Source organism: Leclercia adecarboxylata, from assembly GCF_006171285.1.
Lineage (GTDB): Bacteria > Pseudomonadota > Gammaproteobacteria > Enterobacterales > Enterobacteriaceae > Enterobacter > Enterobacter barmai.
Genome location: NZ_CP040889.1, coordinates 690,973 through 711,493 on the forward strand (window position 1 = coordinate 690,973; position 20,521 = coordinate 711,493).

A 20,521-nucleotide genomic window follows, 5' to 3' on the forward strand; every position below is an offset into this window, starting at 1 on the left:
ACTATGTTTACACCCCCATTTATTCTCTCTATCGCCGGTGGCGGCAGCACCTACACGCCAGGGATTGTGAAAAGCCTGATGGTGCGACTGGAAGATTTCCCGCTGGCGGAAATTCGCCTCTACGACATCGATGCCGGGCGGCAGGACACCATCGCCCCGGTGGTGGAGAAGGTGATCCGCGATCACAGCCAGAGCATCAAATTTACCGTCACCAGCGATCCGGAAGTGGCCTTCAGCGGGGCCCATTTCGTCTTCGCCCAGATGCGCGTCGGCCAGTACAAAATGCGAGAGCAGGATGAGAAGATCCCTCTGCGCCACGGCGTGGTCGGCCAGGAGACCTGTGGCCCGGGCGGGCTGGCGTATGGCTTACGTACTATTCTGCCGATGGTTGAGCTGATCGACATGGTCGGGCGCTACGCCCACGAAAAAGCGTGGATCGTGAACTATTCCAACCCGGCGGCCATCGTCGCTGAAGGGGTGCGCCGCCTGCGTCCGGACGCCCGGGTGCTGAACATCTGCGATATGCCGGTTGCGGCAATGCGTAACATGGGGGCCATTCTCGGCGTGGATCGCCACAAGCTGGAGGTGGATTACTTCGGCCTGAACCACTTCGGCTGGTTTACCCGCGTGCTGGTGGATGGCGAGGACAAACTGCCGGAGCTGCGTCGCCATATCGCTAAATTTGGCCTGCTGACGGAAGACGCGGCCAAAACCGACCCGCAGCACTCGGATCCGTCATGGGTGAAAACCTGGCGCAACATCAAGCCGATTATGGATAACTTCCCGGAGTATCTGCCGAACCCGTATCTGCAGTACTACCTGATGCCAAACCAGATCGTGGAACATCAGAACCCGGACTATACCCGCGCCAATGAAGTGATGAACGGTCGCGAGAAAAAGCTGTTTGCCGCCGCTGAAGAGTATAAGCGTACCGGGATCCTGCCGGACGCCTTCCACGTGGGCGTCCACGGCGAGTTTATCGTTGAGGTGGCCCGTTCGCTGGCGTTTAACCTGCGCCAGCGCCATCTGGTGATGGTGGAAAACCAGGGGGCAATCGTCAACCTGCCGTACGACGCGGTGGTGGAAGTGCCGGCCTATATCACCAGCGAAGGCCCGGAACCGATCCGCATCGGCCAGGTGCCGCTGTTCCACCAGACCCTGCTGCAACAGCAGCTGGCATCGGAACAACTGCTGGTGGAAGCCACCATCGAAGGCAGCTACGAAAAAGCGTTGCAGGCGTTCACCCTGAACCGCACCGTGCCGACCATGGAGCACGCCAAAGCGATTCTGGATGAAATGATTGAGGCTAACCGTGAATACTGGCCTGCGCTGCAGAAAGCGTGGCAGGACGGAGAAGCGGTGAAAAAATAAGGTGCTGCTGAGGAGACAGTAAGTTTTTATTTTATTCATCATTAAATGGCACGTAAGCATTAATTCTTAATTCAATGCCGCACAGGTTTGTAAACTATGTGCGGCATTTTTACATCATCACGCAATAATAATCCCCTCTTCAAACCTCACAGTCTATCGTTCCCAATCCGTTCAGATTAATGTTACGCATCATTAATAATCCATCTAGGTTATATTTCAAAAGATTAACATAAATACAATTGATATCATTGAGGTGTATTTAGTGGCTCCTTCATGAAGATAATAAATCCACTCCACAATAAGACCTCTTGACCACACACAGAAAAACACATAAACATCAATAAATTACATTATTTTTATTTTATCTAAAAACGTCTAATGAAGTGCAAGAGGAAAATTATCCTAAAAAAACATAGACTATTGAACGCGAATGCTATTTATTATCACTCGCTGTTGATTGTAATTCTTATAAGAAAACATGCTCAATACTGTCAGGGAGACTGGAATGTCATTCTATGAATTTGCATATATGCCTGTATTTTATTCATTAATGTCTTGCTGCATTTCTTTCATTTTTAAAAAGAAAGTAAGGTCAATGAAATATGACATCGTAACTGTGTTCATTACATGTGCAGTAATTTGCTTTACATATCCGTTTGTAAATTACTGGTTTGGTAATGAATACCATTTCTTCGACAAATTTGTTCTGTATTGTTTTCTGTCAACAGTTATATCAATTGCGACAATCCTCGCTGTTTACTTCATATACAGGAAATTAAAATGAGAAAATTGAATTCAAAGGAAATGAAATTAATGGGTGGTGCTGGCGATCCTCTCACAGACCAAAATTCTCAGTTAATACGGCAAATAATGATTGGAGCCGGTTGGGGCATGATGTGGGGTGTGCCTATGGGATTTCCCGGTATGGCTGCAGGCGCAATAACTGCGACGACTCAAACCGTTTTGCAGGGAGCTATGTCAAGGATGCCAGTCAACGTTCTCATTCCCAGAGTTCCGATGGGTCCAACCTGGAATGGCAGTAAATAACAGGGCCTTGCTCGCGAGTTGAACGTGGTTCACTTGTCGGTGTCAGAAAAAACACCGACAATCCATTAATGGATTCATTTATGGAGGCAACCATGTCCACCTCATATTTTGTCGCAGCCGAGTGGCTGATTGAGCACAGTGATGACCCTGAAGTCCAGATCCTCGACGCGCGCATGGCGCCGCCGGGACAGGAGCATCGCGACGTACCCGCGGAATACCGCGCCGGTCATCTGCCGGGGGCGGTATTTTTTGATATCGAAGCCCTCTCCGATCACACCTCTCCCCTGCCGCACATGATGCCACGCCCGGAAGCCTTTGCGGTGGCCATGCGCGAGCTGGGCGTCAGCCACGATAAGCACCTGGTGATTTACGATGAAGGGAATCTCTTCTCCGCGCCGCGCGCCTGGTGGATGCTGAAAACCTTTGGCGTGGAGAAAGTCTCGATTCTGGCGGGTGGTCTTGCGGGCTGGCAGCGGGCAGAGCTGCCGCTCCAGCAGGGCGATGTCTCCCTGCCGGACGGCGATTTTGAAGCCACCTTCGATGCCGGGGCCATCAAGCGTGTCACCGACGTGCTGCTGGCCAGCCACGAAAAGACCGCGCAAATTGTTGATGCCCGCCCTGCCCCACGTTTTAACGCCGAAGCCGACGAACCGCGCCCGGGCCTGAAGCGCGGCCATATCCCCGGCGCGTATAACGTGCCCTGGGGCGATCTGGTGTTTGAGGGCGAGCTGAAAACTACCGACGAACTGCGCGAGATTTTCGCCCGTCAGGGGGTGGATCTGCATCAGCCGATCGTGGCCAGCTGCGGATCGGGCGTGACCGCCTGCGTGGTGATTCTGGCGCTGGCCACCCTCGGCAAAACCGACGTCACGCTCTATGACGGTGCGTGGAGTGAATGGGGCGCCCGGGACGATCTGCCGGTTGAACCGGCGTAATAATGGATAACCGACTGGCGACACTGCTATCGCGCGGGGAGTCACTGACCCGCGCAGAGTATCGCGTGCTGGCCCATCTGACCGAGCATCCGCTGCTGGTGGGCCACATCACGGTGCGGGAGCTGGCGCAGGCGACCTTTGTCTCCACCGCCACCATTATGCGCCTGTGCCGCAAGCTGGGGTTCAGCGGTTTTAGCGAGTTCACCTGGCACTGCAAGCAGCTGCTGAGCGATACCCCGCACATCACCGCCGAAACCCGCCAGCCTGCGGAACTGCCCGCGCTGTTTAATCAGTTTATCGCCAACTATCAGCAGACCTTTCAGTGGGCGACGGCGGAAAAGCGCCGCCACTTTGCCGAACTTCTGCGGGAAAAAGAGAGCTTTTTTCTCTACGGCGCGGGCTTCTCCTATCTTTTCGCCGAGTACCTGACCAAGAAGCTGCAGGTGCTGGGCAAGACGGCGTTTATCTCCGGCCCCGGCGACAGCCGCAATATCTTCCTCAGCAATGCTTCGCGCTATCAGGTGTTCATCGCGGTATCGCGCAGCGGTGAGACGGAACAGGTGCTGGATAAGGCGCGGATCGCGCAGAACGTGGGGATGACGGTGGTAGCCTTTACCCGCGCGTCGGCGAATACCCTGGCGGGGATGGCGGATCTGCATTTTGCGCTGTACGACGAAGCGGTGCATTTCGCCGCCGAAGCCGCAGGGGTGACGTCGTTTGAGTCGAATCTGGTGCTGCTGATGGATTTACTGCTGCTGGAAGCAACGGGGTGAGCGTTCACCCCGTACGGGTTCAGATAATGCGGTTGTTTTTGAAATCGCGCAGGAAACCACCCCAGCGGCGTTCATAGAACGGGGTGATGTGCTCGGTGATGAAGTGGCTGATGCCCTTCTCCCCTTTCACCACCCGGCAGATATCGATCGGCTCGTCCCCCGGCAGGGTGTCGGTCGCCACGCTGCCCGTAGCCTGAATGATCTCTTCAATCTCGCCATCCGCTTCAATACCAATCAGCAGGATCGGCTGTTCGTCGGCCTGCTCTTTGATGGAGCAGAGAAACGCCCGTTTCACCGGTTTGAGGGTCTGGAAAAGCTGGGTCAGGGAGTCAATCATCTGCGCCGGTGGCTCGGCCACTTCAGACAGCAGCAGCGATTCACCGCCCTCCAGCACCTCCTGAGTGCTGAGCGGGTTGCCCTCATCGCCAATCAGATGGCTGATTTCGCGCGGGGTGAACTCTTTCCCGGTCGGCAGTTTGGCGTTGAGAAACAGGGTTTCGCCCAGCGTCATCTCAAACAGGGTGCGCACCGGCATCACCACGAACGCCTGCTCATCCTCAACGGCTTGCTGTAAGGCTTCAAGGGAGGAGAAGAACGGGATCACCGAGGTGCCGTCATCTTTTTCCCAGTGCAGCAGATCCAGCGCGCTGTCCTCAACAACCTGCTCGCCTTCCGCCGCTGTACCGGGCACCCAGACGGTGGACTCCAGCAGGGTGCGGAAGAATGCCGGACGGTGGGCGGGCTCGGTGGCCGCTTTCTCCAGCAGGGTTTCTAATTCGTTTTTGGTTTCTGACATAAACTCACTACTTGTAAATCGCCCGGCGGCGCTGCGCTTGCACGGGCCTACGTGTCTTGTAGGCCGGGTAAGCGCAGCGCCACCCGGCAAGACCATTACTCTGCTGTCAGCAGATTCGCAATGGTACGCACACCCAGACCGGTAGCGCCTGCGGACCACTGCTCAACCGCGGCTTTACGGTAGGTGGCGGAGCAGTCGATGTGCAGCCAGCCTTCGCGGTAGTTCTCAACGAAGTGCGACAGGAAACCGGCGGCGGTGCTCGCCCCTGCCGGGTAGGCCGCGCTGGCGGTGTTGTTCAGCTCGGCAAAGTTCGACGGCAGCTGGCTGCGGTGGAACTCGGCCAGCGGCAGACGCCAGAAAGGTTCGTTCTCGGCGGCGGCGCTCGCCAGCAGGCGGTTTGCCAGCTTATCGTCGAAGCTGAACAGCGCGTGGTAGTCGTTACCCAGCGCGGTTTTCGCCGCCCCGGTCAGGGTTGCCATGTCGATGATCAGCTCTGGTTTCTGTGCAGAGGCATCGATCAGGCCATCCGCCAGCACCAGACGGCCTTCGGCGTCGGTGTTCATCACTTCGACGTTCTTGCCGTTGCGGTAGCGAATGATGTCGCCGAGCTTAAAGGCGTTACCGCTGACCATGTTGTCCGCGCAGCACAGGTAAAGCTTCACGCGTTTGTTCAGGCCGCGGGTGATAGCAAATGCCAGCGCCCCGGTGATGGTAGCTGCGCCGCCCATGTCCGACTTCATGGAGTCCATGAACGCGCTCTGCTTCAGGCTGTAGCCACCGGTGTCAAAGGTGATGCCCTTCCCGACCAGGCAGGCGAACACAGGGGCCGTTTTATCACCGGTTGGGTTGTAGTCCAGCGCCAGCAGCACAGGAGGACGCTCAGAGCCACGGCCCACGGTGTGGATGCCCATGTAGTTCTGCTCGCGCAGATCTTCGCCCTTGGTGATGCGGTAAGACATGTTGTCGCCCGCCACGCCGCACAGCAGATCCACCGCGCGCTGCGCCAGCTGCTCCGGACCCAGCTCTTCCGCCGGGGCGTTGATGGTGTCGCGCACCCAGTCGATAATCTTCAGGCGGCTTTCCAGCTCGCGCTTACCCGCTTCATCGAGGTTTGCCCACTCGATTTTACGGCTGCCTTTCGGCCCTTTGTAGCCCGCCCAGAAGGCCCAGCTGCGATCGGTATCCCAGCCTTCACCGTCCAGTAACACATGTTTGATGCCCAGACCGTCAATTTTGCGCGCCGCGCGCTGGATCAGACCTGTATTGTCGCTGCCGTTCAGGTGCAGGGTAATGCCGTCGTTATTAATGCTGTAAGTGGCTTTTTCACCCCAGCGCGCATCGGCAGGCTGAGTAGAGAGCGTAATCTTCATCGCTTCGGTCATTTTATTTTTCCTTATTAGCAACAAGCAAACGGGCCGCCTGAAGGCAGCCCGTTACGTTTTTATTCTGCTTCGTCCAGCCAGACTAACAGAATCGCCTCCAGAATTTTTTCATTGGATGCGTTGGGATCGTCGTCAAACTCTTCCAGATCGCAAATCCACTGATGCATATCGGTGAAGCGTACGGTCTTCGGATCGAGATCCGGGTTGGCGTCGTACAGCGCCTCGCCGATTTCACGGCTGTCTGTCCACTTCAGTCCCATATTAATGCTCGCGTGCGTGGTTAAGCGTATAACGCGGAAGTTCGACCACCAGATCTTCATCGGTGACGCGTGCCTGACAGCTCAGGCGGCTTTCCGGCTCCAGACCCCATGCTTTATCCAGCATGTCGTCTTCATCTTCCGTGCTCTCCGCCAGGGAGTCAAAGCCCTCGCGGACGATGCAGTGACAGGTTGTGCAGGCACAGGATTTTTCACAGGCGTGTTCCACTTCAATACCGTTACGCAGGGCAACGTTAAGGATGGTTTCGCCGGTCTCAGCTTCCAGAACTGCGCCATCCGGACAGAGGTCCGCATGTGGCAGAAAAACAATCTTTGGCATATTAAACCTCGTCCACGGAGTGGCCTTTCAGCGCGGTACGGACAGACTGGTCCATACGGCGAGCGGCGAACTCCTGGGTTTGTTTATCAACGTTTCTAATCGCTTGTTCTATGGCGTCAGCATCATCGCCTTCGGCTACCGCAATCAGTTGTGCGACGGCGTCGTCAATGGCCTGACGTTCAGCGGCGCTTAGCAGCGCGGCATCAGCAGTGAGTGCGCTGTTCAGGCTTTCCAGCACGCGTGCGGCTTCGACTTTCTGCTCGGCCAGCATACGCGCCGAGACATCCTGCGCAGCAAAACTCATTGAGTCCTGAATCATGGTGGCGATTTCACCATCGGTCAGACCGTAGGACGGTTTCACCTGAATGGAGGATTCGACACCGGTCGATTTTTCCATCGCCGTGACGCTCAGCAGACCGTCCGCGTCCACCTGGAAGGTCACGCGGATATGCGCCCCGCCCGCAGGCAGCGCCGGAATGCCGCGCAGCGCGAAGCGCGCCAGCGAGCGGCAGTCCTGAACCAGCTCGCGCTCGCCCTGCAGCACGTGGATGGACATCGCGGTCTGGCCGTCCTTAAAGGTGGTGAACTCCTGCGCGCGCGCCACCGGAATGGTGGTGTTACGCGGGATCACTTTCTCCACCAGGCCGCCCATGGTTTCTAAACCAAGCGACAGCGGGATGACGTCCAGCAGCAGCATTTCGCTGTCCGGCTTGTTGCCGACCAGGATATCGGCCTGGATAGCGGCACCAATGGCAACCACTTTATCCGGGTCGATGGAGGTTAATGGCGTGCGGCCAAAGAACTCGCCCACGCGCTCACGCACCAGCGGAACGCGGGTTGAACCGCCCACCATCACCACGTCCAGCACCTCTTCTGCCTCAACGCCCGCATCTTTCAGCGCGCGGCGGCAGGCCAGCAGGGTGCGTTTCACCAGCGGGGCAATCAGTTCATTGAACTGCTCGCGGCTGATGTCGCCTTTCCAGCCCGCCACCTCAACGGTGACCGAGGTGGCATCGCTGAGGGCGATTTTGGCGGCAGTGGCGGCATCCAGCAACTGACGTTGCAGACGCGCATCGCTGCGATCGACGATCCCCGCCCGCTCACAGAGGTGATCCGCCAGCAGGTGGTCGAAGTCGTCGCCGCCGAGGGCAGAATCGCCGCCGGTAGCCAGCACTTCAAACACCCCGCGGCTCAGGCGCAGAATGGAAATATCAAAGGTCCCACCGCCAAGGTCAAAGACCGCGATTACCCCTTCCTGACCGGAGTCGAGGCCGTAGGCAATCGCCGCAGCGGTCGGTTCGTTGAGCAGGCGCAGCACGTGCAGGCCTGCCAGACGCGCGGCGTCTTTGGTGCCTTGACGCTGGGCATCATCGAAATAGGCCGGAACGGTGATCACCACGCCGTCGAGTTCGCCTTCCAGCGTCGCGGTCGCGCGAGCGGCCAGCGCCTTGAGGATATCGGCAGAAACGCGGATCGGGTTCAACAGACCGGCACGGGTGGCGATCATCGGCAGACCGTTTTCACTGGCCTGCAGCTGATACGGCAGATGCGGGTAACGGCTCTGGATATCCGCCAGCGAGCGGCCCATCATCCGTTTTACCGAGCTGATGGTGTTGGCTGGATCCTGAGCGGCGTTGGTGCGGGCATCATAGCCCACGCTGTGGCCCTGGGACTGATAGTGGACCACAGAAGGCAGCAGGTGCTGACCCTGCGCATCCGCCAGCGTTTCAGCCTGGCCGCTGCGCACGGTCGCCACCAGCGAGTTGGTGGTGCCTAAGTCGATGCCCACCGCCAGACGACGCTGGTGCGGTGCGGCACTTAAGCCCGGCTCACTAATTTGTAATAAGGCCATAATCGCTTCCGAAATTAAAAATCTAGCAGCTTTTCTTCGAGTTGTTCAGCGCTGCTTCGCAGTTTATCGAGAAAACGCAGCTTGCGTACACTGTCCGCCGCCACGTCCCACGTCTCGTTATTCAGTTGGTCAACCATCTGCTGATGGCGGGTATCGAACATCCCTTTTACACGCTTGATAAAGCGCTCAAGGCGGGCTTCGTCTTTGGCGTGTTCGATCTCATCCAGCTCTTCGCGAAGCTCCAGCTGTTCCATCAGGAACGCGGTGTCGCGGACGGTGTGTTGCTCACTGGAGAGGTCAAACCCGTGACGCGAAAGCAGATATTCTGCCCGGCTCAGCGGGTTGCGCAGGGTTTGCCACGCCTGATTGATGGTCGCAGAGTGCTGCACCGCCGCCAGTTGTTCCGCCTGCGTGCCGCTGGCGAATTTATCCGGGTGATACTGACGTTGCAGATCCTGGAAACGGGCCGCCAGCGCCTGAGTATCAATTTCATACCCGGCTGGTAACCCAAAGAGGGTGAAGTAATCCATAACAATCTCAGGGTTAGCTGATTAAAGCAAACCCCACACACAGCCTGGCTGCGGTGGGGTTAACAGGTGATGCGCAATTATACGTGGAAGCTTTCGCCGCAGCCGCACTCGTCTTTCACGTTCGGGTTAGTAAACTTAAACCCTTCGTTGAGGCCTTCTTTTACAAAGTCCAGCTGAGTGCCGTTCAGAAACTGCAGGCTTTTACCATCGACCACTACCTTCACGCCTTTGTCTTCGAACACGGTGTCTTCCGCCGCAGGTTCGTCAACAAATTCCAGTACATACGCCATACCGGAACAGCCGGAGGTGCGTACACCCAGTCGCAGGCCAAAGCCTTTGCCACGGTTTGCCAGAAAGGAGCTTACTCGCGCGGCAGCGCTGTCGCTAAGGGTAATCGACATAACAACCTCAACTAATTATTTTGCGTCACGTTTGCTTTTGTAATCCGCGATTGCGGCTTTGATCGCATCTTCCGCCAGGATAGAGCAGTGAATTTTTACCGGCGGCAGTTCGAGCTCATCAGCAATATCGGTATTTTTAATCGCCTGCGCTTCGTCCAGAGACTTGCCCTTCACCCACTCGGTGACCAGGGAGCTGGACGCGATTGCGGAACCGCAACCGTAAGTCTTGAAGCGCGCGTCTTCAATGATACCTTCATTGTTGACTTTAATCTGCAACTTCATCACGTCGCCACAGGCTGGTGCACCCACCATGCCGCTGCCCACGCTGTCGTCGCTGTTGTCGAAAGAACCTACGTTACGTGGATTCTCGTAATGATCGATAACTTTTTCGCTGTATGCCATGCTGAATTCTCCTTACAAACCGATTAGTGATGTGACCATTCAATGCTGTTCAGATCCACGCCTTCTTTGAACATTTCCCACAGTGGAGAAAGGTCACGCAGACGGCCAATGGAGTTGCGAACCAGATTGATGGTGTAGTCAATCTCTTCATCGGTAGTGAAACGACCTAAAGAGAAGCGGATAGAGCTGTGTGCCAGTTCGTCGGTCATGCCCAGCGCACGCAGTACGTAGGACGGCTCCAGGCTTGCGGAAGTACACGCAGAACCGGAAGAGACGGCCAGGTCTTTCAGCGCCATGATCAGCGACTCGCCTTCAACATAGTTGAAGCTGACGTTGAGGATGTTCGGTGCGCCCTGCTCGAGATCGCCGTTCAGATACACTTCTTCCATATCTTTCACGCCTTCCCACAGACGGTTGCGCAGCGTACGCAGGCGCGCCATCTCGGTTTCCATCTCTTCTTTGGCGATACGGTAAGCTTCACCCATGCCAACGATCTGGTGAACAGGCAGCGTACCGGAACGCATGCCGCGCTCGTGACCGCCGCCGTGCATCTGGGATTCGATACGGATACGTGGCTTACGACGCACGTACAGTGCACCGATACCTTTCGGGCCATAGATTTTGTGGCCGGAGAAGGACATCAGATCCACTTTCAGCTGGCTCAGGTCGATAGGCAGTTTGCCCACGCTCTGGGTCGCATCAACGTGATAGATGATGCCGCGCGCACGGCACATTTCGCCGATAGTCGCGATATCCTGCACCACGCCGATTTCGTTGTTCACGTGCATGATGGAGACCAGAATGGTGTCGTCACGCATTGCCGCTTCGAGCTCTTTCAGGTCGATGATACCGTTGCGCTGTGGCGCGAGGTAGGTCACTTCAAACCCTTCACGCTCGAGCTGACGGCAGGTGTCCAGCACGGCTTTGTGTTCGGTTTTGCTGGTGATGATGTGCTTGCCTTTTTTCTGATAGAAATTAGCAGCACCTTTGATCGCCAGGTTATCGGATTCGGTTGCGCCTGAGGTGAAAACAATTTCACGCGGATCGGCACCAACCAGCTCGGCAATCTGATTACGGGCGATATCTACCGCCTCTTCAGCATGCCAGCCAAAACGGTGTGAACGGGAAGCCGGGTTACCAAAGTTTCCGTCCAGGGTGAGACACTGCATCATTTTCTCGGCAACACGCGGGTCCACCGGCGTGGTTGCGGAGTAATCGAGATAGATCGGTAATTTCATTGCTCTATAAACTCCGTACATCGCTTCAATGCAAGGAATCAGGCAACCGGCTGGATGTACGACCGAGTACACGGGGTGTTTCCACCCCGGCCTGATTCTGAAAATCTTTATAGTTTTACCCTAACTGTTTTGCGGTGCAGCAAGGCGACAAGCTTGTGAATCCCGGGAGCTTACATCAGTAAGTGACTGGGATGAACAAGCGCAGCCAACGCAGCAGCGCCCCGAAACAGGACGGGTAAATTAGGCGCGCAGTTTGACGTCGATAGCGTCTTGCGCGCGGGTGCTGCGTTGTGAATCATGGCTATGCTGACGACCAGATACGTCCAGCACTTCCTGGTTATTCACCAGCTCACCGAGGGTGATGTTGTTCAGGAAGCCGGTCAGACGGTCGCTCAGATCGCGCCACAGCGCGTGAGTCAGACACTTGTCGCCGCCCTGACAGCCGCCTTTACCCTGGCAACGGGTCGCGTCGACGGATTCGTCAACTGCGCTAATCACTTCGCCAACGGCAATACTGCCCGCGTCTTTACCTAACAGATAACCACCGCCAGGACCGCGAACGCTGGAAACCAGGCCATTCTTACGCAGTCGGGAGAAAAGCTGTTCCAGATAAGAGAGGGAGATTCCCTGACGTTCAGAAATATCAGCCAATGGAACCGGGCCCGCTTCGGAGTTGAGCGCAACGTCCAGCATCGCGGTCACGGCATAACGCCCTTTAGATGTCAGTCTCATGTCTTACTTAACCTCAAACTCGCCCCTGCCCGGGGTTTTTTATTGTAAAGTGGGGGTATTGCATAGCAGGGCCAAGTCTGACATTCCTGACTAAAATGGTCAACTATTTACTTGACTGTTTTAGTCAGGTATTTAACCTTCTGTGCGTTCATCGTTTTTTGCCCGGCGGCGCTTCGCTTACGTGCGGCCTGATGCCCTCACCCCGGCCCTCTCCCACAGGGAGAGGGGGAAAACATTCAGCACTACTCTTTATTCTTCTGCTCAATCGACGCCAGAATACCGCGCAGGATGTTCAGCTCCTGGCTTTCCGGGCGGGCGCGGGTAAAGAGGCGACGCAGGCGGTTCATCACCTGCCCCGGATGACCGGCGCGGATGAACCCGGTGGCGAGCAGGGTCTGCTCCAGATGACCGTAGAAACGCTCCAGATCGTCCACCAGCGGGTACGGCGTCTCTTCATGCTCGACCGCAACCTCTTTTTCCTGGGTTGCCAGCCAGGCCATGCGCACTTCATAAGCGATCACCTGTACGGCCATAGCCAGGTTCAGCGAGCTGTACTCCGGGTTGGCGGCAATGGCGACGTGATAGTGGCACTTCTGCAGCTCTTCGTTGGTCAGCCCCACACGCTCGCGGCCAAACACCAGCGCAACCGGCGCATGCTGGCCTTCGCTGATGCTTTTCAGCCCGCACTCGCGCGGATCGAGCATCGGCCACGGCAGCGTGCGCGAACGTGCGCTGGTGCCCACCACCAGGCTGCAACCCGCTAAGGCTTCATCCAGGGTGTCGACGATCTGAGCATTGCCGATCACGTCGCTGGCGCCTGCCGCGAGGGCGATGGCCTGAGAGTCGGGTTTGACCAGCGGGTTAACCAGCCAGAGGTTAGTTAAGCCCATGGTTTTCATAGCGCGGGCTACGGAGCCCATGTTGCCGGTATGCGATGTTTCGACCAGCACGATTCGGATATTTTGCAGCATAATTTTTCTGAGTCTGGAGAATATTCGGTGATGTTATCATAAACGGAAGACATATTCCGATCCCGCTGCTATACTCTGCGCCGTTTTCGTTTCCCCGTTCTTTAACATCCAGTGAGAGTAACCGATGCAACATCCAATGTTGACCATCGCCGTGCGCGCAGCGCGCAAGGCGGGTAATGTAATTGCCAAGCACTACGAAACACCAGATTCCGTAGAAACCAGCCAGAAAGGCAGCAATGACTTTGTGACCAACGTCGATAAAGCCGCAGAAGCGATGATTATCGAAACCATTCGCAAATCTTACCCGCAGCACACCATCATCACCGAAGAAAGCGGTGAGCACGCAGGCGAAGATCAGGATGTTCAATGGGTTATTGATCCACTGGATGGCACCACCAACTTCGTTAAACGTCTGCCCCACTTCTCTGTCTCTATCGCCGTACGCATCAAAGGCCGTACTGAAGTGGCGGTGGTTTACGATCCAATGCGTAACGAACTGTTCACCGCGACCCGCGGTCAGGGCGCACAGCTGAACGGCTACCGTCTGCGCGGCACCAACGCTCGCGATCTGGATGGCACCATCCTGGCGACCGGCTTCCCGTTCAAAGCCAAACAGCACGCCCCTGCCTACATGAAAATTCTGGGCAAACTGTTCACCGAGTGTGCTGACTTCCGCCGCACCGGCTCTGCCGCGCTGGATCTGGCCTACGTTGCCGCTGGCCGCGTGGATGGTTACTTTGAAATCGGCCTGAAGCCATGGGACTTCGCTGCTGGCGAACTGATCGCCCGTGAAGCTGGCGCGCTGGTTTGTGATTTCACCGGTGGCCACAACTACATGCTCTCCGGCAACATCGTTGCAGGTAACCCACGTGTGGTGAAAGCTATGCTGGCGAACATGCGTGACGAACTGAGTGAAGCGCTGAAGCGTTAATTGAGTTGGTTTTGCCCGGTGGCGCTAACGCTTACCGGGCCTACAAAACCCGCCCGGCATTGTTAAAACGGCCTTAGCCCCCTGCCCACCGGCACCGCACTGACCCACATCGTTACCGCCGCCACCAGCAGTACCACGCCTCCCGCTAATGCCAGCGTCGTCCAGCCTATCTGTCGCCACAGTACCGGCGTTTTATTGCCGCTGAGCCTGACCGCCAGCTGACGAAAACCGTGCACCAGCAACGCCAGCGACGAGATAGTCAGCCCCGTTCCCGCCGCCATCGCCAGCGCCGAGGCCACGCCCCAGCTGAACACGCCGATCACCTTACTGAACAGCAGCACCATAATGGCCCCGGAACAGGGTCGCATGCCCATCGACAGAATAATCATCAGCCGCGCCCGCCAGTCGTCAGCGCGCTGGATCTGCGTTGGCGTGGGCAGATGCTGATGCCCGCAGCCGCAACTGGCGTCGTGAACGTGGTGCGGGGTAAAGGCTTTGAAGGTGGGTTTACGCAGCAGCGCGCGCAGTTTTTTCAGCGCCCGCCAGCAGAGCATCAGCCCCAAAACGCCCACCAACGCGTAGCTGCCCTTCTCCAGCCAGAAGCTGCTCATATGCAGATCCCGGGCCGGAAGCTGCAGGAGCAGCAATACCCCCACCACCAGGCCGATCGCCACGCCGCCCTGTAATAAAGAAGAGGCCAGGGTTAGGCCGATGCTCGATTTCAGTTTTGAGGGATGGGTCGCCAGCCAGGTGGTAATGACGATTTTGCCGTGCCCCGGCCCCAGCGCGTGCAGCACGCCATAAAGGAAGCTGAAGATCAGCAGCGAACCGCCCGCCGCCGTGGGATTTTCTGCCACCGCTTTCAGCAAACCGCTCATCTGCTGGTTAACATCCCGCTGCCAGAGAATGCTCTGACGCATCACCTGCGGCCACGCCTGCCACAGCCACACGGCGCCCGCCACAGACAGAACGAGGAACAGCACCAGCGGCCAGAGATGCCATCCGCGACGCATACGCATTACTGACATTGCAGCGTCACCGTCTGGGCAAACTGTTTACCGAGATCCATATCCTCCGGCGGGGCGTCATCTTTATCCAGCGAGCTGGCAAAGTTGAGTGTCTCATCGCTGGGCTCGGGGGTGTTAACGTTGAGCGCGCACTGGCTTTGCAGCCCGTCAGGCAGGGTCACGTCGCTATCCTCCGCGTAGCTCATGTCGACGTAGTAAGAGGGATCGAAGGTCGAGAAACTGTACTTTTGTCCGGCCAGCGGCTGAGGCTCCGCCAGGGGCAGAATAAAGGTCAGCACCGCCTGATGATCGACGCGGCTCATACCGTATTGGGTGGGTCGGTTAAGGAATTTCACCTTCTGCCCGTTATGCCAGAACTCGGTGAAATAGTGCTGGCCAAGCACGTTGGCCATCACCTCCGCCGCCAGCTTTTTCCAGATCTCATCCCCCGGCTTTGCGTTTCCGGCGTCATACAGCAGGTCTGCTGATGTTAATTCGTCCATCACCCAGCGCATTTTCAGGCCGGTTATCTGCTCGTCTTTCACCATAATCTGCGTTTTCAGAGTGATAAAACTGTGAGGGTGCGCGGCGGCGGCAAAAGACAAAACCGCCAAAAATAGCGCAGTTGCGCTGCGTTTAACTATTTGCATCTCTTCCTCACGTCAAAAATTCTGTGATGTTCGCCTGCATTCCTGAAGGAAAGCCCCGCCAGGGCGCTCCCGGGCGACATCCTTTAGCTATTATTATCGGACACTCTAACTGGAACCCGACAGATGATGACGACACTTGAAATGCCATCTGCACTTTCCAGTTCGCAGCGCCGCTGTCAGGTTCTGTTGATGCTCTATGTGCCAGGTTTCCGCGCCACCGTGCAACGCATCGGTGAAATCAATGGTGTGGATGATACCATTTCCCGGCAGGATATCGCCGAGATGCGTACAGAGATCCAACGCTACCACCAGCTCGACATTGCGACTCAGCATGATGGCTGCTACCAGCTAGAAGGTAGCCACCTGAACCAACGTTTATGCCTGTTACACTGGCTGCGCCGGGCGTTACGCCTCTGCCCCCACTTCATCGCGCAGCAGTTTACCCCATCTCTTAAAATCGCGCTAAAGCAGCTCGGCATTGCCCGCACGTTATATGACGACACCAACCTGCGGGCGCTGGTCAATTTCTGCTCCCGTCGTCTGCAACGGCAGTTCGAATGCCGTGACGCGCAGTTTTTACAGCTCTATCTGCAGTACTGTCTGCTCCAGCACCATCTGGGTCAGACGCCGCAGTTCACCGTGGTGCAGCGTAACTGGACCCAGTCGCGTAACGAGTATCTGATGGCGCAGGAGATCGTGCGCCACTGGCAGCGCCGCGTGGTGCAGGTACCCCACGCCGACGAACAGCTGTTTCTGGCCCTGCTGTTTATGATGCTGCGCACCCCCGATCCCCTGCGCGATGGCCATCAGGAAGATGAGCGTCTGCGCCGCACCATTACCCGGATGATCGAGCGCTTTCGTGGACAAACGGGGATGCATTTCAGCGACGAGCAGGGGCTGACCGATCAGCTCTATATTCATCTTGCCCAGGCGCTGGACCGATCCCTGTTTGGCATTGGTATCGACAACAGCCTGCCGGAGGAGATCCACCGTCTCTATCCCCGCCTGATGCGCACCACCCGGGACGTGCTGTTTGAGCTGGAAGCGGAGTTTGGCCTGCGTTTCTCCGAGGAGGAGGCGAGCCTGGTGGCGGTGATCTTTGGCGCCTGGCTGATGCAGGAGAGCGATCTGCATGAAAAGCAGGTGGTGTTACTGACCGGCGAGGATAAGGCGTGCGAGGAGCTGATTGAACAGCAGCTTCGGGAGCTGACCCTGCTGCCGCTCAACATTCGCTACGTGACGTTACAGTCTTTTCAGAAGGACGGCGCCCCGCGCGAAGCGGCCCTGGTGGTGACGCCGTACACCACCGCCCTGCCGCTGTTCTCGCCGCCGCTCATCCACGCCGTCGAGGCGTTGAATGCGCAGCAGCAGGAACATATTCGCGCCATGCTGGAATCCTAGCGCGCTGCGACCCGCGGACGGAGCAGAACCGCGGGCAGCGCCACCAGCGCCATCACCCAGAAGACCCCGTGACCGAGATGCTGATAGAGGAAACCGGCGAACACGGTCATGATCGCAATACTGCCCCCCATCGCCACCGCTGAGTAAACGGCCTGCAGGCGGATCACGTCGCTGCCTTCACGCGCCGCGATATAGCGCATCGCCGCCAGATGGCACACCGTAAAGGTGCCGCAGTGCAGGATCTGGGCGACAATCAGCCACGGCAGTTCGGTGGTCCAGCCCATGATCCCCCAGCGTACTACGCCGCAGACGGCAGACAGCAGGAGCAGATCCCGGGCGCCGAAGCGGCGGAACAGTCGGTTGCTGAGGGCAAAGATGATCACTTCTGCCACCACGCCCAGCGACCAGAGATAGCCCACCGCAGACGCCGAATACCCGGCCCCCTGCCAGTAGATAGCGCTGAAGCCATAGTAGGCGGCATGCGCCCCCTGCAGCAGACAGACGCAGGCCAGGAAACGCCAGCTCTGGGCGACAAGCGTCCGCCAGGCCGGCCAGCCCGCACTCTCCTGATGACGGCTCTCCCCCTGCGGCATCACCGACGGACGCAGCAGCATGCCGAGCAGCATCGACAGGATCCCCACGCTCAGCAGCGCCAGGATAGCGCGATAGTCGTACAGGCTGACCAGCTTGCCCACCAGCGCCGAGCCAATCACAAAGGCAATCGAGCCCCACAGCCGCACCCGCCCATAGTCCATGGTGATCTGTTTTTGCCAGGTGTTGGCCAGGGCATCGGTCAGCGGAACCAGCGGCGAGAAGAAGAGGTTAAAGCCCACCATCACCACCATCAGCCAGGCGAACTGCTGGCTGACCCAGAAGCCTGCCAAAAAGACGAGGGTGAGCAGCGCCAGCACGCGCACGGCGTTGATTAACAGAGAGGGATCGCTGACGCGCGGTGCGATAAGCAGGCTACCGAGAAAACGTGCCACCAGGCCCGAGCCCAGCAGAAGACCGATCATCTCCGGCGTGAGGCCGATGCCCTTGAGCCAGACGCTCCAGAAAGGCAGAAAAATACCGTAGCTAAAAAAGTAGGTGAAATAGCTGAGCGCCAGCCAGCGTGTGGAATGCAAAACCATGAATCCCTCCCGTTTTGGAGGCGATAGTCTGGCGGTAAAAACCGGCTGGCGCAAGCGGGTATTAACAGCTGATTAACAGTTGCGGCGGGCACTTTCGACGGCAATTTCCATCGCAAAATGGCTGCTCTCTCCCGGGCCTAATGCCACCAGCCCAGGCTGCCCGGCCATATTATGGGCATTGACCGGATGGCTCTGAGGCTCAAGGCATAAGAATGATTTACCCGACATTCTGAACAGCATCAGCCACGGAGTTTGCGCTCTGATTGTGATATTCATCACATCACGTTCAATCATCGCCACGCCGTTCCAGCCGGAATAGCCAACGTTCAGCCAGCGATCCCCGCCGTGCCGGGGCGTGCTGAAATCATTTTCGGATGGGATATCGCCCTGCCAGGCCAGCGGTAAATGGTGCTCACCTTCCGGCCAGTAGCCGCTGGCTGAAAATTGCAGGCGGCTGTACTTATCAAAACAGAACCACGGATGAAAGCCCAGGCCGTACAGCATCGACTCCTGGTCAAGATGGGTGAGCGTCAGCTCCGCCCGCAGGAGGTTCTCACGCAGCTGATACCGCAGCTCCGCCCGGTAATCAAAGCCGCACGCATGCTGGCGGCGTAAGGTCAGCAAGCATTCGGTGCGGGTAAGTGAAGCCACCTCCCAGCGCGACTGCCAGCCGTCGCCGTGGAGGAAAAAGCGTTCATCGACCGGGCTTTGCGGCAACATGATTTCCCGCCCCTTAAACCTGAAGCGATTTCCCGCCACCCGGTTTGCCAGCGGCAACATCGGAAACAGCGCGCTGTCGCCTCCCTCCCATAACACCGGCTGCCCGCAGGCCAGGGAAAAGAGCTCCTGTAACCCGCCGCCCTGCGGGTTGACGCGCATCCGCAGATGCGCGTTTTCTATCAACAGTAAGTCCATCAGTGTGCGCGTCCGGCATGACCCGCGGAGGCCACTTTGCCGTGCTGTTTCTCCAGCTGTTCCTCCAGCGCCTCCAGCGTCACGCCTTTGGTCTCCGGCACTTTACGCAGGATGTAGAGATATCCCGCCGCGCAGATCGCCCCATAGAGCAGGAAGCTGCCCGCCGCCCCCAGCCCGGCATTGAGCAGCGGGAAGGTGTAGGTCAGCAGGAAGCAGGCAATCCACAGCGCCAGGGTGCCCATCGACATCGCCAGGCCGCGCACGCGGTTAGGGAAGATCTCCGACAGCAGCACCCAGGTGACCGGGGCCAGCGTCAGGGCGTAGATGGCGATCGCCGCCAGCACCAGCAGCAGCACCGGCCAGCCCATGATGTTCATGGCGTAGGCGCTGGCAATCAGCACGTAGATAATGGTCAGGCCCGACGCGCCCAGCAGCATCAGCTTGCGGCGGCCGATCTTGTCCACCAGCGGCAGGGCCGCGAGGGTAAAGACGAGGTTTATGATGCCGGTTGCCACAATCGATTTCAGGGTGTCATTGATATCAAACCCGGCGGAGGCGAAGATCTCCTGGGCATAGTTGAAGATCACGTTGATCCCGCACCACTGCTGGAACATCGCCAGCACCATGCCGATGATAACGATCGGCTTCACCGACGGCTGTAACAGCGTGGAGAAGGCCACTTTCTGGCTGTCTTTTGCCAGGGTGTGGGCGATCTCTTTTAAGGTCTGGCTGGCGTACTCCGCGGTGCCGATACGCTCCAGCATGGCGCGGGCACGCTCTGGCTTACCGGCCTTCATCAGCCAGCGCGGGGATTCCGGTACAAAAAACATCAGCACCAGGAACGCCAGGGCCGGCACCAGCTCTGCACCAAACATCCAGCGCCAGCCGGTTTGACCGTTCCAGGTCTGGACGATGGCCTCCTGAGTGGCGCCTGCCGCTACCGGCTCGGCAATCATCAGATTAATCAGCTGGGCCGCCAGCACGCCCACCACGATGGTCAGCTGGTTGATGGCGACGAAGCGGCCACGCTTTTCCGCCGGGCTGACTTCGGCGATGTAGAGCGGGCTCAGGGCGGAAGCCAGGCCGATCCCCACCCCGCCGACAATGCGGTAGACCACGAACATATCAAAACTGCTTGCCACCGCCGTGCCCCACGCCGAGGCGCTGAACAGCACCGCCGAGAGGATAAGCGGACGCTTGCGGCCAAACTTATCGGCGCACCAGCCGGAGATCAGGGCCCCGAAGATACAGCCCACCAGCGCGGAACTCATCGCCCAGCCGGACTGCGCCGGGTCGGTAATGGAGAACCAGGCTTCATAGAAGGGTTTGGCTCCGCCAATCACCACCCAGTCGTAGCCAAACAGTAATCCACCGCAGGCGGCGACCAGACAGATTGTCCAGACGTAGCCCATTTTCAGTTGTGTCTGCGCGCTATTATTCATGTTGATTCCTCTTTA

22 protein-coding genes are annotated in these 20,521 nt (G+C 57.7%); 6 read left to right on the forward strand and 16 right to left on the reverse strand.

Annotated elements, in window-relative coordinates; genetic code table 11:
• Positions 1-3: 3 nt before the first annotated feature.
• From FHN83_RS05025 to FHN83_RS05040, 4 genes are all read left to right on the forward strand, one after another.
• A complete protein-coding gene (locus tag FHN83_RS05025) occupies positions 4-1,371 on the forward strand; it encodes a 6-phospho-alpha-glucosidase (RefSeq protein WP_139563361.1) in 1,368 nt (455 codons plus the stop codon).
• Between the two features lie 780 nt (positions 1,372-2,151).
• On the forward strand, positions 2,152-2,418 hold the full coding sequence (locus FHN83_RS05030) for a hypothetical protein (protein ID WP_139563362.1): 267 nt from the start codon (positions 2,152-2,154) through the stop codon (positions 2,416-2,418).
• A 92-nt stretch (positions 2,419-2,510) separates the two neighbouring features.
• Positions 2,511-3,353, forward strand: a complete 843-nt coding sequence (gene sseA, locus FHN83_RS05035; protein WP_139563363.1) for a 3-mercaptopyruvate sulfurtransferase — start codon at positions 2,511-2,513, stop codon at positions 3,351-3,353.
• A 2-nt stretch (positions 3,354-3,355) separates the two neighbouring features.
• Complete coding sequence (locus FHN83_RS05040; RefSeq protein ID WP_039029725.1) at positions 3,356-4,126, forward strand: MurR/RpiR family transcriptional regulator; 771 nt, start codon at positions 3,356-3,358, stop codon at positions 4,124-4,126.
• A gap of 19 nt (positions 4,127-4,145) precedes the next feature.
• Here the strand turns inward: FHN83_RS05040 and sseB are convergent, their stop codons facing one another.
• The 11 genes from sseB to trmJ all read right to left on the reverse strand — a co-directional run bounded on the left by sseB (position 4,146) and on the right by trmJ (position 13,027).
• Entirely contained in the window at positions 4,146-4,922 is a 777-nt protein-coding gene (sseB, locus tag FHN83_RS05045; RefSeq protein WP_139563364.1) for an enhanced serine sensitivity protein SseB, read from the reverse strand.
• A 95-nt stretch (positions 4,923-5,017) separates the two neighbouring features.
• Complete coding sequence (gene pepB, locus FHN83_RS05050; protein ID WP_138369755.1) at positions 5,018-6,304, reverse strand: aminopeptidase PepB; 1,287 nt, start codon at positions 6,302-6,304, stop codon at positions 5,018-5,020.
• Between the two features lie 59 nt (positions 6,305-6,363).
• Positions 6,364-6,564 carry a Fe-S cluster assembly protein IscX gene (gene iscX, locus FHN83_RS05055; protein WP_032613119.1) on the reverse strand — a complete coding sequence of 67 codons (201 nt, stop codon included), beginning with the start codon at positions 6,562-6,564 and terminating at the stop codon, positions 6,364-6,366.
• 1 nt (position 6,565) lies between these two features.
• A complete protein-coding gene (gene fdx / locus FHN83_RS05060) occupies positions 6,566-6,901 on the reverse strand; it encodes an ISC system 2Fe-2S type ferredoxin (RefSeq protein ID WP_039029728.1) in 336 nt (111 codons plus the stop codon).
• Position 6,902: 1 nt separating this feature from the next.
• The gene (gene hscA / locus FHN83_RS05065) at positions 6,903-8,753 is read right to left on the reverse strand and encodes a Fe-S protein assembly chaperone HscA (protein ID WP_139563365.1); all 1,851 of its coding nucleotides are present in this window, start codon (positions 8,751-8,753) and stop codon (positions 6,903-6,905) included.
• 14 nt (positions 8,754-8,767) lie between these two features.
• Positions 8,768-9,283: a co-chaperone HscB gene (hscB, locus tag FHN83_RS05070; RefSeq protein ID WP_138369753.1), complete on the reverse strand. Its 516-nt coding sequence runs from the start codon at positions 9,281-9,283 to the stop codon at positions 8,768-8,770.
• A gap of 77 nt (positions 9,284-9,360) precedes the next feature.
• On the reverse strand, positions 9,361-9,684 hold the full coding sequence (gene iscA, locus FHN83_RS05075) for an iron-sulfur cluster assembly protein IscA (protein ID WP_039029731.1): 324 nt from the start codon (positions 9,682-9,684) through the stop codon (positions 9,361-9,363).
• A 15-nt stretch (positions 9,685-9,699) separates the two neighbouring features.
• On the reverse strand, positions 9,700-10,086 hold the full coding sequence (gene iscU, locus FHN83_RS05080) for a Fe-S cluster assembly scaffold IscU (RefSeq protein WP_032613127.1): 387 nt from the start codon (positions 10,084-10,086) through the stop codon (positions 9,700-9,702).
• 23 nt (positions 10,087-10,109) lie between these two features.
• Positions 10,110-11,324, reverse strand: a complete 1,215-nt coding sequence (iscS, locus tag FHN83_RS05085) for a cysteine desulfurase (protein ID WP_039029732.1) — start codon at positions 11,322-11,324, stop codon at positions 10,110-10,112.
• 240 nt (positions 11,325-11,564) lie between these two features.
• Positions 11,565-12,056, reverse strand: coding sequence for a Fe-S cluster assembly transcriptional regulator IscR (gene iscR / locus FHN83_RS05090; RefSeq protein WP_008502158.1), 492 nt, complete (start codon positions 12,054-12,056; stop codon positions 11,565-11,567).
• Between the two features lie 242 nt (positions 12,057-12,298).
• Entirely contained in the window at positions 12,299-13,027 is a 729-nt protein-coding gene (trmJ, locus tag FHN83_RS05095) for a tRNA (cytosine(32)/uridine(32)-2'-O)-methyltransferase TrmJ (protein WP_039029733.1), read from the reverse strand.
• A gap of 124 nt (positions 13,028-13,151) precedes the next feature.
• Between trmJ and suhB the strand changes: the two genes are divergently transcribed.
• Positions 13,152-13,958 (forward strand): inositol-1-monophosphatase, encoded by an 807-nt coding sequence (gene suhB, locus FHN83_RS05100; RefSeq protein WP_138369752.1) that lies wholly within the window; start codon positions 13,152-13,154, stop codon positions 13,956-13,958.
• Between the two features lie 62 nt (positions 13,959-14,020).
• Here suhB and FHN83_RS05105 read toward each other — a convergent pair whose 3' ends face one another.
• Entirely contained in the window at positions 14,021-14,986 is a 966-nt protein-coding gene (locus tag FHN83_RS05105) for a nickel/cobalt transporter (RefSeq protein WP_139563366.1), read from the reverse strand.
• Positions 14,977-15,615 (reverse strand): DUF1007 family protein, encoded by a 639-nt coding sequence (locus FHN83_RS05110; protein WP_039029736.1) that lies wholly within the window; start codon positions 15,613-15,615, stop codon positions 14,977-14,979. Before FHN83_RS05110 ends, FHN83_RS05105 begins: the two co-directional genes overlap by 10 nt.
• A gap of 123 nt (positions 15,616-15,738) precedes the next feature.
• On the opposite strand from FHN83_RS05110, the gene csiE reads away from it, so the two are divergent.
• The gene (gene csiE, locus FHN83_RS05115; RefSeq protein WP_039029737.1) at positions 15,739-17,016 is read left to right on the forward strand and encodes a stationary phase inducible protein CsiE; all 1,278 of its coding nucleotides are present in this window, start codon (positions 15,739-15,741) and stop codon (positions 17,014-17,016) included.
• Here the strand turns inward: csiE and FHN83_RS05120 are convergent.
• The 3 genes from FHN83_RS05120 to FHN83_RS05130 all read right to left on the reverse strand — a co-directional run bounded on the left by FHN83_RS05120 (position 17,013) and on the right by FHN83_RS05130 (position 20,506).
• Positions 17,013-18,149 (reverse strand): 3-phenylpropionate MFS transporter, encoded by a 1,137-nt coding sequence (locus FHN83_RS05120; protein WP_139563367.1) that lies wholly within the window; start codon positions 18,147-18,149, stop codon positions 17,013-17,015. The genes csiE and FHN83_RS05120 overlap by 4 nt on opposite strands.
• A 72-nt stretch (positions 18,150-18,221) precedes the next feature.
• The gene (locus FHN83_RS05125; RefSeq protein WP_176556534.1) at positions 18,222-19,067 is read right to left on the reverse strand and encodes an aldose 1-epimerase; all 846 of its coding nucleotides are present in this window, start codon (positions 19,065-19,067) and stop codon (positions 18,222-18,224) included.
• A complete protein-coding gene (locus tag FHN83_RS05130) occupies positions 19,064-20,506 on the reverse strand; it encodes a sugar porter family MFS transporter (protein WP_039029740.1) in 1,443 nt (480 codons plus the stop codon). Before FHN83_RS05130 ends, FHN83_RS05125 begins: the two co-directional genes overlap by 4 nt.
• Positions 20,507-20,521: the final 15 nt, after the last annotated feature.